This window comes from Streptomyces sp. NPDC001222, assembly GCF_042896945.1.
GTDB classification, from domain to species: domain Bacteria; phylum Actinomycetota; class Actinomycetes; order Streptomycetales; family Streptomycetaceae; genus Streptomyces; species Streptomyces gibsoniae.
The window spans coordinates 1-16,243 of record NZ_JBIAXT010000009.1 but is presented as its reverse complement, the minus strand read 5'-3'; the positions used below and the strand labels follow the sequence as shown (position 1 = coordinate 16,243).

The following is a 16,243-nucleotide window of genomic DNA, read 5'->3' as shown; positions in this document are numbered from 1 at the left end:
GTGTGCGGTGTGCTGGTGGCGACCGGTCGGCCGCGCATCCACACCATGTCCCCAAGGCGGACGCGATGTGGGCGAGACGTGCACCGTGTTACGTGTTGGCCATAATTCCGTGACTCTCGCCTGCTATGTCCATATACGCGAGAGGTGCACCATGTTGACGACCGGCGGCGCCGGCTCCCTTGCGGGAGTTGAGCCGCCGCGGCAATGCGCCACTGTGCGCCACCCCGGCGCCGTCGCGGCCGTCACCCGAAAGTGAGTAACGACCGGATATCCTGCTTACGCGCGTGGACATGGGCAGACATGGGCGGGCATGACAAGCGACCAGGCGTGAGCGGCGCGGCGCGAGCGACGGTGTGACCGACCGACAGCCCGAAACTCAGGTCACGTGAAGCCGACTACCTCTCCTCGCCGGTGTCCTGCCCCGACGTACGCGGGCCCCGCAGTTCGAGCCGACCGTTGCCCTCCTCGGGGCGGCCGCCGCCGTTCTGGCCGCTCTGGCCGTTGAGGTTCTGCCGGACCGAGTCCAGGATCGTCAGGCCCTGGGCGACCAGACCGGCCGCGATCTCGCCGAGACCGTCCGCGCCGTTCAGGACGTTGACATTGGCACCGGAGAGGCCGCCCGCGGCCTCCTTCACGATCTGCGGGAGCTGGTCGATCAGCATTCGGTCGAGGGCTACCCGGTCGTGCGAGGCCGCGGCCTCCGCCTGGATCTTCATGCGCTCCGCCTCGGCGATGGCGAGGATCCTGACCCGCTCCGCCTCGGCCTCCGCGGGCTTCACCACCTCGGCCACCAACTGCTGCTGCCGCAGCTTGGCCTGGCGCTGCGCCAGCTCGGTCTGGGCGGCGAGCACCTCCTGCTGGGCGTGCGCCTGGGCGAGCGGTCCGGCCTGGGAGGAGTGCGCCTGGGCGCGGTCCACCTCGGCCGAGTACTCGGCCTTCACCACCGCCGTCTGCCGGGCGTACTCGGCCTGCTTGCGCGCCGCGTCCTGCTCCGCCTCGGCCGCGGCCTGGTTGGCCTGGGCCTGGGCTATCTGGGCCTGCCGCTGGATGGCCGCCTTGTGTGGCGCGGACATCGCGTCGATGTAGCCGGTGTCGCCGTCGTCGATCGACTGGATCTGCAGGGAGTCCACGATGAGGCCGATCTTCGCCATCTCGGTCTTGGAGGTGTCCAGCACCTCGGCTGCGAGCTTCTGCCGCTCCGTGACGATCTCCTCGACCGTCATCGAGCCGATGATGGCGCGCAGATGGCCGGCGAAGATCCGGCCGGTCAGGACCGACATCTGGTCCTGGTCGGAGAGGAACCGCTGTCCGGCATTGATGATGCTCTCGTTGTCGTTGCCGACCTTGAACGCGATCACGGCACGGACGTTCAGCGCGATGCCCTGCCTGGTCACGCAGGTCTCGGTGACCTCGGCCTCGCACATCGACAGCGTAAGAAAGCGGACCTTGCGGACGACGGGGAGCACGAACTTGCCGTGTCCCGTCACCACCCTGAACGGCGCGCCCCCCAGTCCCCGCCGTCCTCCCGAGATCAGCATCGCCTCGTCGGGGGCGGGAACGCGGTAACCGAACATCCTCTTCTCCTTAACCGACGTCGGCGGCATCGCCGCGCAACGTGTCCAATGGATCGCCCCACTCGATGACGTCGACCTCACGACACCCTCGGGACTCGACCACAAGCACCGTCGTCCCGATCGGCAGGGGCTCCTGCGACCAGGCGAGGAAGGTTTCGGAGCCGCCTCTGACCCGCACCAGGATCTCGCCGGGACCGGCGGATCCACGCGTGCCGATGAGCAGTTCCCCCGTGCAGCCGATCACGGCCTCGTCCTGCGCCATTGCCGACTGCCTCCCATCGTTCTGGCCCTGATATTTCGACCTTAGACCCACCCGTGACAGGCGCCTACACTGCGGTCGCGCCCTGCACCTCCGCACAGTGCGCCCGTCCCGGCCGGCCACCTGGCTGTGTCGCCCCGGGGCGCCCTCTTCCCCAGAACAGCCACAACTGATCAACGGCGGCCGTGACCTGCGGGCGAGTTTTTTGTATTTCTGTGGTGTGCTTTGCCGAGAAATCGGCTCCGGGAGCGTGTCGGCCGAATTGCTCCACTTGATGCGGCTGCCGGATATGCGTTATGCGCCGTCTGCGTTGCAATTCGCTAGAGATGGTCTTCATCTGGCGGCCGGCCCTGACTGAGGTGCCCGAAATGGTTACTGACCGCTTGGTGAGCACTGTCGAGGTGGCGTAAGAGCGATGGGGTGTTGATTTGCAGAATACACCTCACGTGATTCACGAAAGTAGGGACCGGGGTCTGGCGGGGGACGAACTCGCCCGGAGATTTCGCGAAGAAAGTCGGCGCTACGACCCGTGAGGTCGGCGGAGCGGCTTTGGGCTGGAGTTTCAATGACCGATCAAGTCGGCGCCCGGAGCAGCAGTTTGGCAGATCACGTAACCGGATGCGGACTGTCCAGCCGGGACGCTGACGTGCGACTTTCGGCGGCGGTCGCCGTCACTCCCCGCGGTTCCCCCCTCAGCACCGCCTGATCGGGCACGCAGGGGGCACGTGTACCCGCAGCCCCTTCGATGCGAACCGCAGACGCGGCGGTCGCTGAGGTTGCGGGCTCTCCACCCGCGGCAACTGGCCCGTCGGGATCAAAGCCGGTTCATCATTTCGAGTCTGTGCGGCCGGACAGCACGGTTCGGTACACCTTTGATCAGTAGCCTGCCGTGCGTCATGTCTGAAATGGCATGCCCGTGTCGACTCGCACGGGCTGCCCGCATAATGCGGAGGCGCTTCGATGGTTTCTATTGGGGGGCTCATCCCCCCGATCGGCCTGGAAATCCCTATGTCCGGCTATGCGGTCAACGTGCCGATGAAATTCGACGCGATCGGACTGGTCCAACTGGACTTCAAGGGCGGCATCAGGGTCCGGGTCGAGGCCAATCTCGCCAGCGGACTCGGCGGAGTGAAGCTGAAGATCATCGGGGAGGAGTACAGCGCTGACCACCCGGAACTGGGCAAGCTCACCCTCTCTCAGGCCGACGTCGACACCACCCCGCTCAGCCTGCTCGAAGTCGTCAGCAACATGCCGCCGAAGTTCAAGAACACGCTGTTCCACGACTTCACCCTTACCGTCGAGAGGCCCCCGGGCGGCGGTGCGCCGTGGGTCCTGTCCAACACCAAGACAATGACCACCCTGAACGAGAGCCTCACTGTCTTCCCTCCGCAGGGGAGCGTCTACCAGCTGACGGAGCCGGTGGACTTTGCCCCGGTCGGCGACCCGAAGCGGGTCGTCGCGCAGCTCATGCAGTTCCCGATGACCATGGCGCACAACCCCTGATCAGCGATTGACCGCCGGCAGCCGCGATCGGGTGCCGGCGCACTGAGGGGCTCGGACGCGGAGGTCGGCCCCCGCGCCCTGCCGGCAGTATTCCCTCGCGGACCCGTGGTTCGGGGAATCCGTTCGGCGGCTCGGCACAACAGAACAGTGATGGAAGGGGCAGAGCCGCGTGGACACTGTTGCGTCCATGCGGCTCTGCCCCTTCCCTGCGCTCTCAGCCGCAACCAGACCTCAACCCACCACCCTCCCCGGCATCCACCACGACGGACGCGCGGTCGGCGACCGTGCCCCCACCGTCCCGGTGCCGGCCGGCGGCCTCCGGCAGGGGATCACGGATCAGCTCAACCAGAAAGTGGCACCCCACCGCGAGTGGATGTCGTCAACCCTCCGCCTTGGCCCCGGCGGCCCGGCGAAACCGGCATCGCCGTCACTGACTCGTCACGGACTCAGGCCTCCAGCAGTGGTAGACCGGGCAGCACCTTCTCGATGGTGATGGGGAAGTCGCGCACGCGCACGCCGGTGGCGTTGAACACCGCGTTCGCGACCGCCGCGCCGGCGCCGCAGATTCCCAGCTCACCGACGCCCTTCGCACCAAGGGCGTTGGCCTTGTCGTCGAACCCGTCAAGGACGACGGCGTCGATGTCGGGGATGTCGGCGTGGACCGGCACCAGGTACTGCGCGAAATCGTGGTTGACGAAGGCGCCGGATCGCGGGTCGACGACGGCCTCCTCCTCGAGGGCCGCGCCGAGTCCCCAGATCATGCCGCCGATCAGCTGCGAGCGGGCCGTCTTCGGGTTGAACACACGGCCCACCGAGAACACGCCGAGCATCCGCCTCAGCCGGATCTCGGCGGTGTCCGCGTCGACCCCCACCTCGGCGAAATGGGCCCCGTAGGTGTTGATCGAGTAGGCCGTGTAGTTCGGATCATCACCCATGAAGCGGGTCACGCCCTCCGCTTCCACACCTTCGGGATGGTTGCGGGCGACGATCTCGCTCACTGCCTCGGACGCGCCGCCGATACGCACATTGCCATCGGAGAACACGGCGTCCGCCGGGTCGAGTCCGTGCAGCGGAGAGCGCGTGTCGCCGCCCGCCGCGACCAGCACCTTCTCACGCAGGGCCAGGCACGCCCGATGCACCGCGGTGCACGAATTGGTGGCGCCCCACGAGCCCCCGGACCCCCAGCTCGAGGGAAAATCGGACCGCCCGAGCTCGATCCGCACCCGATCGGGCGAGAGCCCGAGGCCGTCGGCCGCGACCTGGGTCAGGACGGTGTAGGTACCGGTGCCGAGGTCGGTCATGTCCGTCTGGACGACGGCGGTGCCGTCCGCCTCCCACCGCACGCGCACGGCGGTCGGCCCTTGGAAGTGCCCGCGGATGGCGGCCGACATGCCGTAGCCGACCAGCCATCGCCCGTCGCGCACGCTCGCCGGGGCGCCGGAGCGGTGCTCCCAGCCGAACCGGCGCGCACCTTCGCGCAGACAGTCGACCAGGTGCCGGTCGCTGTACGGCACGTCCCGCTCGGGATCGACGGTGGGCTCGTTGCGGATCCGCAGCTCGACCGGGTCCAGGTCGAGCGCATGGGCCAGCTCGTCCATCGCCGACTCGACCGCGAGCATGCCCGGCGCCTCGCCCGGTGCGCGGACGTCCGTCCCGCGCGGCAGGTCGAGCGGCGCCAGCCGGTGGCTGGTCAGCCGGTGGGGCGCCGCGTAGAGGCTGCGGGTCGTGGCGGCGGTCTGCTCGGCGTACTCCACGTCGGGGTTGGTGTGCATGGTGACGTCATGGGCGATCGCGGCCAGCCGCCCGTCCCGCCCCGCGCCCAGCCGGACCCGCTGGCTGGAGGTGGGGCGCATGCCGACGAGCTGGAAGATCTGCTGCCGGGTCATCGCGATCTTCACCGGTCGGCGCAACGCGCGAGCCGCGAGCGCTGCCAGGATGGTCTCGGAATGGATGCCCAGCTTGGACCCGAATCCCCCGCCGACGAAGGGGGTGACGATGTGAACCCGTGCCGGGTCGATCCCCAGTGTGCTGGCGACCGAAGCCTGCGCCGCGTCGACGATCTGGCAGCTGACGTAGACGACCAGGTCCTCGTCACGCGGTTCCACCAGACAGGCGTGCGGTTCCATCGGCATCGAGAACTCGTACGGCGTCGTGTAGTACTGGTCGATCCTGACGTCCGCGCTGTCGAACCCGGCATCGAAGTCGCCCACCGCGGTGTCGGTGGGGAGACCGGCGTTGACCACCTTCGGGATGTACACCTCGTCTTCCTGCTCGGCGAAGTTGAAACGTCCCCGCCCGGTGATGTATTCGACTTCGACGAGATCGGCCGCCGCACGGGCCTGCTCGAGGGACGTGGCGACGACGAGTGCCACCGGTTCGCCGTAATAGTGGATGTCGGGGCCGGTCAGCACCGGCTGTGCGCGCCAGTACTCGAACGGAATGGATTCGTCGCGAGTGCCCTGCGCCGGGGCGTTGAGATAGGTCATCACCATGTGCACGCCGGGCGCGCGTTCGGCGCTCTCCGTGTCGATCCGGGTGATACGGCCCTTGCCGATCGTCGCGCCGAGGATGAAACCGTAGAGCGGCCGGCCGGCCTCCCATTGCTCGTAGGCGTAGGTGGCCCGGCCGGTGACCTTCGAGGGGCCGTCGACGCGGTTCAGGGCTTGCCCGATCATGCCGCCTCCTCAGCTCGCCCCGGCGACTTGCGCCAGCGTGCGGCACAGCGTGCGCTCGGCCAGCTCGATCTTGAAGTCGTTGTGCCCCTGCCCGACCGCGTCGCGCATCGCCGCCTCGGCGGCGGCGCGATAGGTGCCCATCGTGGCCGGACGGCCGATCAGCGCGGCCTCCGCCTCGACGGAACGCCACGGCTTGTGCGCGACACCGCCGAACGCCACCCGCGCCTCACTGATCGTTCCCTGATCGGTCGAGACGACAGCCGCCACGGAGACCAGCGCGAACTCGTACGACGCTCGGTCGCGCACCTTGCGGTACTTCTGCCGGCCCGGCGGAGGCGGGGGCAGGACGACACTCGTGATCATCTCGCCGGTCCGCAGCACGGTCTCGATGTGCGGGGTGTCGCCCGGCAGCCGGTAGAAGTCCGTGATGGCGACGCGGCGTACCGCCTGATCGGCGTCGAGCAGCTCGATCTCCGCTCCCAGCGCGGTCATCGCGACGGCCATGTCCGAGGGGTGGGTGGCGATGCAGGAGTCGCTGGCGCCGAGGATCGCGTGTATCCGGTTGAACCCGCCGATCGCCGAGCATCCGGACCCGGGATCACGCTTGTTGCAGCCCGCGGCGGTGTCGTAGAAGTACGGGCAGCGAGTGCGCTGCATCAGGTTTCCGCCGGTGGACGCCTTGTTGCGCAGCTGGCCCGACGCGCCGGACACCAGCGCCTCCGACAGCACCGGATAGCGGGTGCGTACGCGGGCGTCGGCGGCCACCTCGGAGTTCGCCGCCTGGGCGCCGATACGGAGACCGCCGTCCGGGAGTTCCTCGATGTCCCGCAGCGGAAGCCGACTGATGTCCACCAGATGGCTGGGCTTCTCGATGTCGAGCTTCATCAGGTCGAGCAGATTGGTGCCGCCGCTGATGAACTTCGCGCCGTCTCTGGACACCGCGACAAGGGCGGCTTGCGCGTCCGTCGCTCGCTCGTAGGTGAACGGTCTCATTCCCGGCCCCCTTCCGCGGTGCCGCGGATGGCCGCGACGATGTTCGGATAGGCGGCGCACCGGCAGATGTTGCCGCTCATCCGCTCGCGGATCTCCTCGTCGGTCAACGCGACCTGCGGCGCGGACACGTCAGCCGTGGCGTGGCTGGGCCAGCCCGCCTCCACCTCGGCGAGCATGCCGACGGCCGAACAGATCTGGCCTGGGGTGCAGTAGCCGCACTGGAAGCCGTCGTTCTCGACGAAGGCGCGTTGCATGGGGTGCAGGTCATCGGGATCGCCCAGGCCCTCGATCGTCACGATCTCGTCGCCCTCGTGCATGACGGCGAGCGTCAGGCAGGAGTTGACGCGCCAGCCGTTGATCAGCACGGTGCAGGCGCCGCACTGCCCATGGTCACACCCTTTCTTGGTGCCGCTCAGGCGCAGATGTTCGCGCAGCGCGTCGAGCAGTGAGGTCCGCGGATCCACCTCGAGCTGCCGCACCTGATCGTTGACACTCAGCCTGATCCTCGAGAGTCCGGCCGTCTCGCCCTGGCTTCGCCCCATGGCGCCCGTATCCGAATCGCTCATCACGGCCCGCCTTCATGGCTAGGTGCGCGTTCTCGCTGGAAATGCGTCGCCGCTTTCGGGCGCGCACCTCCCCAGCGTCTCGCGAAACCCGTCGCCCCGCGCGTCGGAAGGCGGACGCCGGTCCTGCGCGCCATCGACACCCGCCTCGACGGCAAACTTGCCGCGGCCTGGTCCCGGAAGCGCAACCGCCGGATCCTCAACGTCGCCATGAAGCACGCTCCGGCGGCGCATCCTGCGGGTCAGCCCCTTCCCAAGGGCAAGGAGTCGACGGCCGTCACGAAGACCACGAACGCCGTGGACAAGCGGTCCTTGCTGAATCCCAAGGCAGGCGGCGGCGATCCTCGACCGGATGCGGCGCCGGCCGCGTGGCGGAAAGCGGCTCCACGCCTTTTTCGCCACGCTCTGCTACTGCGGCCCACGACCCGAGGAAGCCGTGGCCATGCGCGTCGCGGACCTGACCCTGCCCGAGCCCGACGCTGACGACCAGTGGTGCGAGCTGCTGATCCACACGACGGCCCCGGAGGTCGGAAAGCAGTGGACCGACACGGGGGAGATCCACGAGCACCGCGACCTGAAAGGCCGTGCGGAGGATGAAACACGCACTGTGCCGGGGTATCCCCCCTGACACGCATCCTGCGGCAGCACATCGCGGACGAACAGCTCCAGCCGGGTGATCCGCTCTTCCAGGGCGAGTCCGGCGGCATCCTCGCCGGTTCCGTCATCCGTCGGGCGTGGCGCGGTGCGAGCAAGGCCGTGCTGCCTCCGCACGTCTTCGAGTCGGCCACCGGGCGGCGCGTGTACGACAACCGGAACACGCGCCTGACGAAGTGGCTCAACGACGGTGTCCCGCCCGCCCAGGTGGCGGAGTGGGCCGGGACACCGTCGCCGTGCTCTTGGCCACTTAGACGCCATCTCATTTGGATCGGTAGGCTGTCGGTCGTGGTTTCGATCGTTGAGCGGCTGGTGCCGGATGAGTTGTGGGAGCTGTTCCAGCGAGTGGTACCAGAGGCTCCGTCGCGGCCTCAGGGCGGCGGCCGACGCCGGCACGGTGATCGGGAGGTGCTGGCAGCGATCGTGTTCGTGGCGACGTCGGGCTGCACGTGGCAGCAGCTGCCCTTCGCGTCGTTCGGGCCGTCGGGAGCGACCGCGCACCGGCGCTTCGCCGAGTGGTCGAAGGCCAGAGTGTGGGCGAAGCTGCATCGCCTGATCCTCGACGAGCTCGGCGCCCGCGGCGAGCTGGACTGGTCTCGTTGCGCGATCGACTCGGTGAACATGCGAGCCCTGAAAAGGGGGATCTGACGGGTCCGAATCCTGTCGACCGGGGCAAGTACGGCTCGAAGATCCACCTGATCACCGAACGGACAGGTCTGCCCCTGTCCGCCGGAATTTCGGGAGCGAACCTGCACGACAGCCAGGCGCTGATCCCGCTGGTGAAGGGGATACCGCCGATCCGCTCCCGGCGCGGACCGCGACGACGTAGACCAGGAAAGCTCCACGCCGACAAGGGATACGACTACGACCACCTGCGGCGATGGTTACGCGGGCGCGGTATCAGGCACCGCATCGCACGTAAGGGTGTCGAGTCCTCGACCCGCCTGGGCCGTCACCGCTGGACCATAGAGCGCACGATGTCGTGGCTCGCCGGATGCCGCCGACTGCACCGCCGCTACGAGCGCAAAGCGGAGCACTTCCTGGCTTTCACCAGCATCGCTTGCACCCTCATCTGCTACCGCCGACTCACCAAATGAGATGACGTCTTATGCCCGCTGCGTCGACGGGCAGCTGCCTGACCTGAAACGGCGGCTCGAAGCCGCGGGCGACCTCCCGGAGGGGCCGGGCGCCGGCTGATCTCCGGCCGAGAACTTCGACACGTATGCGACATGGCCACCCGCGAAAACCCGGTGACAGCCGGACAGCCCCGGAACCTTCCCGGTTGATGTCAGGCTTGGATGTCAGGGACCTGGTGCGGGTCGCTGTCGTTGCTGCTGTACAGAGCGCTTACTTGGATCGGTGGCGTTTCCGCCACTGGCGCGCCCTCTCAACCACCGCCACGGCGACGATGAGCGTGCCCACCCTCACGGCGGAGTCGGCGAGGTCCTCCGGGCCTCCGAGGACGCGGGCCAGACCCCATCCTGCAAGTGACAGGGTCGGCCAGACGATGAGCACGGTGGTCGCGAGTCGACGCCGGTGCGGTGTGGTGTCGGCCATGAGTTGAGGTTACTGGTTGATTCTCGGCAGGTCCGCACGGTTGTGCGACGTTGAAGGACCACGGAGGCGCCGGCGAGCCGTGATCTGCCGCACTTGGTTGGCCCCAGCACGGCAGTCTGGTCTGTACCACGCCCGCGACATTCGCTTTACAAGTTCGATCACAGCGCGGTGCCGCGTGCCGGAGCGGGGCCCGCTGGTCGCTCGCCGGTCCGGCTGTGGTCTTCGGTGCACCATCGGTCGCCACCGTTGATGTCAGCTGGTGATGTCAGCCCGACGGACTATGCGCTGACGAGCCAACTCCCTTGCTCGCTGGCAAGCTTGGAATCTCAGTTCCTTGAGGCGGCTGTGGAACGGGGTTGTGCCGGTTCTGATCGAGGTACAGAGGCAGGTCGACGTAGTCGGCTGCCCTGAACGTGGGCCAATGCGTGATCTGGGGCTGGGCTCGCTCGATCATTTCCTGAAGGGCCTCTCCGTGCAGGATACGCACACCAACCTTTACCCCGTCACTCTCCGCAAGGTTGTGGAGCTACATGTAACCTTCCACTTTTTAACCTGCCCTGAAGGTCGGCCGTTCCCGCAGGGAGTATGGACTGACTTGACGGCCAGTCCATACTCCGGAAATCTCCGCCGACCGGTACTTATGGTGTGCACTCAATTTGAGCTGGCAAGCGCGGAACGGAAAAATGTGGCCTCTTAGCCGTAGGTGACAGTAGCATCGAAAGGATATCCGAGCTTCATGAGGGTTTGCGCGACTTCGATTAGTGGACGCCTACTGAGGGAAGCAGCCTGCAAGACGTCCCACAGTTTAACCGGCGTTTCTTGGTCCATCCACTTGCATTCCCGGGGAGGAAGGTGGCGAAATAGCAGGAGAGTCTCTGGATCAACTGTTTCGGGAAGAGCTATGTTTTCGAGAAGCCTCAACCCGAGTGCTGCGAGCCTAGCTGCTACGTCTTCGGGGTGGCGGCCCGTCTCTTCGGCGGCCGCAAGCACGTGCGCCAATGGCACTGGCTCATCAGGATTAAGCCACGGTGCCGCCCGATCTTTGTCCCTGCTGAGGATGAGTAGGTCATCACGCTCAACTTTTGCAGGTAGAGCCGCACCTTCGGCCATCTTATGCCCGAGCTCCGCCAGTCTGGCTGCCACCTCTTCGGGGAGTCTTCCTGTCAGGGTAGCGGCCGCGAGTATGTGTCCCATCGGCACTGGCTGAGTGGGCACTAGCCACGGCACCTCCCGGGAGAGGCTCTCACTTAGGATGAGCAGATCATCGCGCTCAACTATCGCGGGCAGAATAACGCCTTCAGGCATCCTATACCCGAGTTCTTCTAGCCTAGCTGCCACCTCGTACGGGCTGCGTCCCGTCTCGTCGGCAACCGCAAGTAGGTGTCCCATGGGCACCGGTTCCGTGATATCCAACCACTCTGTCGCGGAGTCCACAGTGATGAGGCCTAGGTCGTCGGGCTCAACTGTTTGGGGAAATATTACACCTTCCGGCGTCACCAACCCGAGTTCTTCGAGTCTGGCTGCCACTGCACGGGGCCCGCGGCCCGTCATTCCGGCAGCTGTGAGTACGTGTACCAGTGATACAGGCTTCGAAATATGCAGCCAAGGCCCCATTCCGTCGAAATCTCTACTGAGAATGAGCAGATCGTCAGGCTTGACTGTTTCGGGCAGGGGTACATCTTCGGGAACTTTCAGTCCGAACTCCGTCAACCGGGCGGCCACCTCCTCGGGGGTACGCCCAGCGTTGGCGGCAGCCGCCAATACATATGCCATTGGCACCGGTTCCGAAGCGTCCGCCCAACCGGCGAGATTCCATTCGAGGATAGTCCGGTCGTCAGGCTCGACTGTTTCGGGCAGGATTACGTCTTCTGGGATTTGCAGCCCGAACTCCGTCAGTCTGGCCGCTATATCTCGGGGACGGCGCCCTGTCCGGTCGGCAGCGGCGAGTATGTGCGCCAATGGCACTGGCTCTTCCGCACTCAGCCACGGACCCTCCTTATCATGATTCTGGCTCATGATAAGGAGGTCGTCGGGCTCGATCGTTTCGGGCAGGATTACGTCTTCTGGGATTTGCAGCCCGAACTCCGTCAGTCTGGCCGCTACGTCCTGAGGACGGCGCCCTGTAAGCTCGGCAAACCAAAGGACATGGCCCAACGCCACGACCTGATTAGGACGGAGCCAACCATTCCGCCGCCGATTCGATCGCATTACCGCATGGTCTGTCGGATGTCGGCGGTTTTCCGGACAGAGCAGGTGGTCATCCGTGGGCTGAGCCAGTGGCATAGCGCCGGGGTCGGTGACTGTCACTCCGGGGAACATACCGGCTGCTGCCCACGCTAGAACTCGCCAGTCGGCAACGAATCTTGGAGCGGCGGGGTTGCCGGAACGGCTAGCTAGGCCCTCTTCATTTATCAAGTCTGCGTCTGCCGGAAAGCAGCCTGCGGCGGTGATATCCAACTCGTTCCCGTTCACCATCCATGGGGTGTAACCACACGCCACCGCTGCCGCTGCCACCGCGTCTGCCAGCGTTGGTTGATCGCGGGTCAGTTCCGAGAGCCACGCGTGGTCATATACCTTGGCCCCCTTCTGTAGCAGCGAGCCGATCCCCTGCTGCAGCAGCGAACTAACGTAAGCCGCGTCGTAGCTGATCACGCGTCTCCGGTCGACCGTCAACTGAGGGCTGTACTGTCCGCTGAGATTGACGACGGCTCCAAACAGCGGTACCCCGACCCACACGCCGTCAGCCAGCACGCCGCCGGTTGTATCAGTCCACCAGACTTCCGGACGCGATGTGGCGTCGACAGCGATATCGCTATCACGACGAGCGCTTTTTAGGTGGGGATCTCTGGCTCCAAGCGGCGCAACAGGAGAGAGCACATGCGGTTCCCACGCGAGCCGTGTTGTTGCGTCCTCAGCGGTAACGGAGTATTCGGATATCCACAATAGTCGGCGTAGTAGATCGACACAGGACGGTGCCTTGTCGGGTGTACGGAGGTAAAGGCGCACAGTAGTACCAGCATCATGGCCACGACCTAGGTCACGAATGTAAAAAAGTGAGCCAGGCCCGGCTATGTCAACCTGCAGACGACGTCCTGGATGCCCCTCGCGATCCAGGCGGCAGGTCACTACCGAGACGTCATCTGCGATCATGAAGTAACTCAGCACACCGATCCCGAAGCGGCTATTTGGGTAGAGTTTAATTCCTTCCTTTTCCCAAGCTGCCTGCTCCTCAAGGTATTCGGGGAGGTCGGCGAAACGCATGCCGGCATGAGAGAAGACTTCGCGGAGTTCGCGCTCCCCCATACCAATCCCGTTGTCGCGGCATTCAATAAATGCCCGACCGTGCTCATCCACTCCCTGAGTGAACGCAATATGTCCCGACCACTTGGCCAACAGAGGATGTTGGTGTCGAAGATAATCCATACGGGCCCCGCGGTACCGGCAAGCGTCTAGAGCATTTTGGTAGAGCTCCCTAATTGCCAGTGCCGGGTCGCCATATAGCTGTTCGCCCATCAGGAGCTCTTGGATGCGTTCATCGGCGAGACGGAAGCGCAGGTCTGTGGACTCGTATACAGGCCTACCATGCGAGTCAGTTGCAGCATGCACCTGATCAGCTGTGGCATGCACTGGTAGGTCCTGTAGAGGTGCCAACTGGGGTTCGGTCCCCGCCTGAACGTCAACCGCACCTAGCAGAGTATCTAGCGACGATGCCTGTTGTTGCAGCGCTAGACCGACAGCCGGGTGTTGGCATGCAGCGTTGAGAACTCGTGTTCTGCCACGAGGGTCCCAGCGTGCCATCTCAATAGTTTTGTGTAGTTCCGTCATGTCAACGGAGTAACTGATACCGAGATGCTCCGCAATGACGTCCGGCAGCATGGCCGGATTGATCGCCAAGTGATGGGCAACGGTCAGTAGAACTACGAGCAATTGTAGCCGTATGTATTGCTCCGCCTCCGTGGAGCCGGCCAACTGGCGCTCTTGCCGAATGGTGGTCCTGTCGAATGATGCCCGCAACGAACGTAGCAGTGTGGATATGGTGTCTTGCTCGAAGAGCTCGGTGACCAATTGACGATCGGTGCTGCCCTGAACATTTTCAAGTAGGCGATCTATCGGGCCGACCAGGGTGGCGAACAACTGCTCGTGGAACGCGCTGGGCTTCCTGATCAGCCAACGGCGGAAGAGCCACCAGGCAATGGCAGCTGCCTGATCATCTGTACCTGTTTGAGCCGCATGTGATGCTGCTCGACGTATAAGCCGTGAATAGCTATTGAAGTGCTGCTCGTAGCTCGCACGCTCGTCCGTCGGGCATGCCACTCGGGACAAATTCTCTGGCTCGGCGCCCAATGCTTCGGCTGCGGAACGGTTCTCGATCGATACGTAGAGAAAAGGTATTACAACCAGCAGTGCCGCCTCGGCAGGCGAAAGTGCCAGTTTTTCAGGGTTGAGAACTTTAGAGAGTAGCCAGCCCACACGACCGGTCATACGTTCCGCGAAGTTTATTGGACGCCAGGGGTCGCGGCTTAGGAGTGCCTCGTCGTCATTTGCGTACGAGGCAAGACGGGTGACGAGGGCTACGGCAGCCTGTTTCATGGCCTCGGCGCCTACACCATCACCGATTTGCTTCCAAGCGGGATGGTTCCCGGCCGCTGTTATCCAGTTGTGCCCTTCCATCGTACTGCGCGTTACGCGATCTGGTCTTTCGATGATGACGAAGTCGTCGATCTCCGTCTCGGTCCGCACCCTGATCTGCTGTCTGGGGCAGTTATGCTCAGCAGTCAGCGCATCTGTTGCGACTTGCAATTGCTCCTTTAGTTCGATCAGCGTACTTGGGCCAGTCTCGTCCGCTACTACAGTGCTGAGTGCCCGAGAAAAGATACTGAACGTACCGTTGCCCGTCGTTGTGTAGCGTGCACGCTCTCCAGGTGAGCAGGCATAGACATGAGAGTAGTGTCGTGCTCCCGCTCGCGCGACCTGCATTTGAGACCAGCTGGCGGCATTTACTGCGCCCATCTCTTTTATCTTGATACCTTCGCGACAGGCATCTACGAATACGGCAACGTCGCCAGCACGACTGCGCTCGACGTAGCCGCTGAAGTCAAGGGACAGGCATCGCCGTCGGAAGTCGTGCGATCTGACCAGAGCGCCTTTGGGGACAAGATAATCCGTACCGTCATGATGGATGCCATGGCCGCTCAGATAGAGGAATAGGGTCTCACCCTGGGCGGCATCCTGAAAAAACAGCTCAATCACCGAATCGATGGTGTCACGATCAGTTTCTTCGACGTCATGTACCTCTACGTCGTACCCGACCGATGAAAGCGCGTCCCGCAATTCAGCCATATCGTCCACAATGAATGGCAAGTCGTCAATTGCGTCGTCGCGATAATTCGGCACCCCGATCAGTAGGGCGCGAGATGATTTAGTCATGGCGTCGATTGACCTACCGCACGCCGAAAGTCAGCGTTATCGCCCCTTTGGTCCCCACTTGGGCTGAAGTGCCAATCAAATTGATTCCCCCACTTGCCGTAACCTCAAACGTCACCTGCGCCTGCTGCAGTGACATGCCATCGTCGGGCACTCGGATCTCTCCAAGGACTTCCTGAAGGCCGTCAATGGTCCGCTGCAAATTCTCCCGAAGGACGGCTACGGGAATCTGGCGGACGGTGTTACCGCCATCCATGCGCCCGAAGATCCCTTTCTCTCCTGCAGTGCTCGCAACAACTGTGGGGTCGTCGGAAGACACCACGATGTTGAGTACCTCTACGGCTTCGCTGGCGCTGGTGGTGGCAGCCTTGGTTGTTTCGAACATGCATCCCCCTCGTTGTCCTGTTAGCGGCTGCCATATTGTAGAAGCTGGTTGCCTGGCTGGTGGCGGAATCCGACATTCGCCCGGGCCGCAGCCCGCGAGCTTCCGACGATTCGGGCAGATTGTGGACCTGACCTGTAATGCGTGATGTTCGGACATTTTGTCCGGGTGTGCGCCTATTACCCCTTGCGTGCTTGGGCCACGGGGTAACACTGGCTGCCTCTGAGACAGCCAGATCGGTACCGGAGTCTGCCCCTACGAGCAGGAGACAGCGCGCCGTGGCTAGACGCCCGAATGCTGGCCAGTCTGGTCGGCACAGTACCGACTGGCTCGCAAGGATCGAGTAGGACGGTGCGCCCGTCATGCCTAGTCGGCTTGCAGAGCAGTCCTTCCGAGGGAATCAGTGATGCCAGAACGGTCCAGGCGGGCCGGGCATATGCCTCACGCTGCTCCGGTGTCCATGCGGCCACGGTGGTGAGGGTTCCCGGTCAGGTGACGGTGCACGACTGTCACGAGGTGAGGGTGAGCCTCAGTCTGCCTCCTGCTCCCATTGAAGATGAGCGGTGTCGTCGACGGGTGAAATGAGGGCCACGGACGGCGGATCAAAAGCGGGCCACTGCGTGATCTCTTAATCATCCTGACTTCACTGGTACGGGAGT

11 protein-coding genes are annotated in these 16,243 nt (G+C 64.5%); 3 read left to right on the top strand and 8 right to left on the bottom strand.

Features of this window, described 5'->3' with window-relative positions:
* Positions 1–395 precede the first annotated feature (395 nt).
* The gene (locus ACFY2Z_RS14780; RefSeq protein ID WP_390744562.1) at positions 396–1,574 is read right to left on the bottom strand and encodes a flotillin family protein; all 1,179 of its coding nucleotides are present in this window, start codon (positions 1,572–1,574) and stop codon (positions 396–398) included.
* Between the two features lie 10 nt (positions 1,575–1,584).
* Positions 1,585–1,836: a hypothetical protein gene (locus ACFY2Z_RS14775; RefSeq protein WP_311700470.1), complete on the bottom strand. Its 252-nt coding sequence runs from the start codon at positions 1,834–1,836 to the stop codon at positions 1,585–1,587.
* A 1,005-nt stretch (positions 1,837–2,841) separates the two neighbouring features.
* On the opposite strand from ACFY2Z_RS14775, the gene ACFY2Z_RS14770 reads away from it, so the two are divergent.
* On the top strand, positions 2,842–3,336 hold the full coding sequence (locus tag ACFY2Z_RS14770; protein WP_390744561.1) for a hypothetical protein: 495 nt from the start codon (positions 2,842–2,844) through the stop codon (positions 3,334–3,336).
* A 446-nt stretch (positions 3,337–3,782) separates the two neighbouring features.
* Here ACFY2Z_RS14770 and ACFY2Z_RS14765 read toward each other — a convergent pair whose 3' ends face one another.
* The 3 genes from ACFY2Z_RS14765 to ACFY2Z_RS14755 are packed head-to-tail and all read right to left on the bottom strand — an operon-like array spanning position 3,783 to position 7,570.
* Complete coding sequence (locus ACFY2Z_RS14765) at positions 3,783–6,011, bottom strand: molybdopterin cofactor-binding domain-containing protein (RefSeq protein WP_390744560.1); 2,229 nt, start codon at positions 6,009–6,011, stop codon at positions 3,783–3,785.
* 9 nt (positions 6,012–6,020) lie between these two features.
* Positions 6,021–7,004, bottom strand: a complete 984-nt coding sequence (locus ACFY2Z_RS14760; protein WP_390744559.1) for an FAD binding domain-containing protein — start codon at positions 7,002–7,004, stop codon at positions 6,021–6,023.
* Positions 7,001–7,570, bottom strand: coding sequence for a 2Fe-2S iron-sulfur cluster-binding protein (locus tag ACFY2Z_RS14755; protein WP_390744558.1), 570 nt, complete (start codon positions 7,568–7,570; stop codon positions 7,001–7,003). Before ACFY2Z_RS14755 ends, ACFY2Z_RS14760 begins: the two co-directional genes overlap by 4 nt.
* 439 nt (positions 7,571–8,009) lie before the next feature.
* Here ACFY2Z_RS14755 and ACFY2Z_RS14750 point away from each other — a divergent pair, with 439 nt between their 5' ends.
* Both ACFY2Z_RS14750 and ACFY2Z_RS14745 read left to right on the top strand, forming a co-directional pair.
* The gene (locus ACFY2Z_RS14750; protein ID WP_390744557.1) at positions 8,010–8,195 is read left to right on the top strand and encodes a hypothetical protein; all 186 of its coding nucleotides are present in this window, start codon (positions 8,010–8,012) and stop codon (positions 8,193–8,195) included.
* Between the two features lie 323 nt (positions 8,196–8,518).
* Positions 8,519–9,318, top strand: a protein-coding gene (locus ACFY2Z_RS14745; protein WP_390744741.1) for an IS5 family transposase whose coding sequence is annotated in 2 segments (ribosomal slippage) — positions 8,519–8,854 and positions 8,857–9,318 — 798 coding nt in all. Because the reading frame shifts where the segments join, the coding sequence is not laid out codon by codon here.
* Between the two features lie 250 nt (positions 9,319–9,568).
* On the opposite strand, the gene ACFY2Z_RS14740 is transcribed toward ACFY2Z_RS14745, so the two are convergent.
* The 3 genes from ACFY2Z_RS14740 to ACFY2Z_RS14730 all read right to left on the bottom strand — a co-directional run bounded on the left by ACFY2Z_RS14740 (position 9,569) and on the right by ACFY2Z_RS14730 (position 15,587).
* Entirely contained in the window at positions 9,569–9,778 is a 210-nt protein-coding gene (locus ACFY2Z_RS14740; RefSeq protein ID WP_390744556.1) for a hypothetical protein, read from the bottom strand.
* Positions 9,779–10,471: 693 nt separating this feature from the next.
* Positions 10,472–15,205, bottom strand: coding sequence for a caspase family protein (locus ACFY2Z_RS14735; protein ID WP_390744555.1), 4,734 nt, complete (start codon positions 15,203–15,205; stop codon positions 10,472–10,474).
* Between the two features lie 13 nt (positions 15,206–15,218).
* Positions 15,219–15,587: a hypothetical protein gene (locus ACFY2Z_RS14730; protein ID WP_390744554.1), complete on the bottom strand. Its 369-nt coding sequence runs from the start codon at positions 15,585–15,587 to the stop codon at positions 15,219–15,221.
* Positions 15,588–16,243: the final 656 nt, after the last annotated feature.

Coding starts and splice junctions, on each gene's coding strand:
- ACFY2Z_RS14780 (WP_390744562.1), bottom strand. CDS start 1,574: ATGTTCGGTTACCGCGTTCCCGCCCCCGACGAGGCGATGCTGATCTCG.
- ACFY2Z_RS14775 (WP_311700470.1), bottom strand. CDS start 1,836: ATGGCGCAGGACGAGGCCGTGATCGGCTGCACGGGGGAACTGCTCATC.
- ACFY2Z_RS14770 (WP_390744561.1), top strand. CDS start 2,842: ATGTCCGGCTATGCGGTCAACGTGCCGATGAAATTCGACGCGATCGGA.
- ACFY2Z_RS14765 (WP_390744560.1), bottom strand. CDS start 6,011: ATGATCGGGCAAGCCCTGAACCGCGTCGACGGCCCCTCGAAGGTCACC.
- ACFY2Z_RS14760 (WP_390744559.1), bottom strand. CDS start 7,004: ATGAGACCGTTCACCTACGAGCGAGCGACGGACGCGCAAGCCGCCCTT.
- ACFY2Z_RS14755 (WP_390744558.1), bottom strand. CDS start 7,570: ATGAGCGATTCGGATACGGGCGCCATGGGGCGAAGCCAGGGCGAGACG.
- ACFY2Z_RS14750 (WP_390744557.1), top strand. CDS start 8,010: ATGCGCGTCGCGGACCTGACCCTGCCCGAGCCCGACGCTGACGACCAG.
- ACFY2Z_RS14740 (WP_390744556.1), bottom strand. CDS start 9,778: ATGGCCGACACCACACCGCACCGGCGTCGACTCGCGACCACCGTGCTC.
- ACFY2Z_RS14735 (WP_390744555.1), bottom strand. CDS start 15,205: ATGACTAAATCATCTCGCGCCCTACTGATCGGGGTGCCGAATTATCGC.
- ACFY2Z_RS14730 (WP_390744554.1), bottom strand. CDS start 15,587: ATGTTCGAAACAACCAAGGCTGCCACCACCAGCGCCAGCGAAGCCGTA.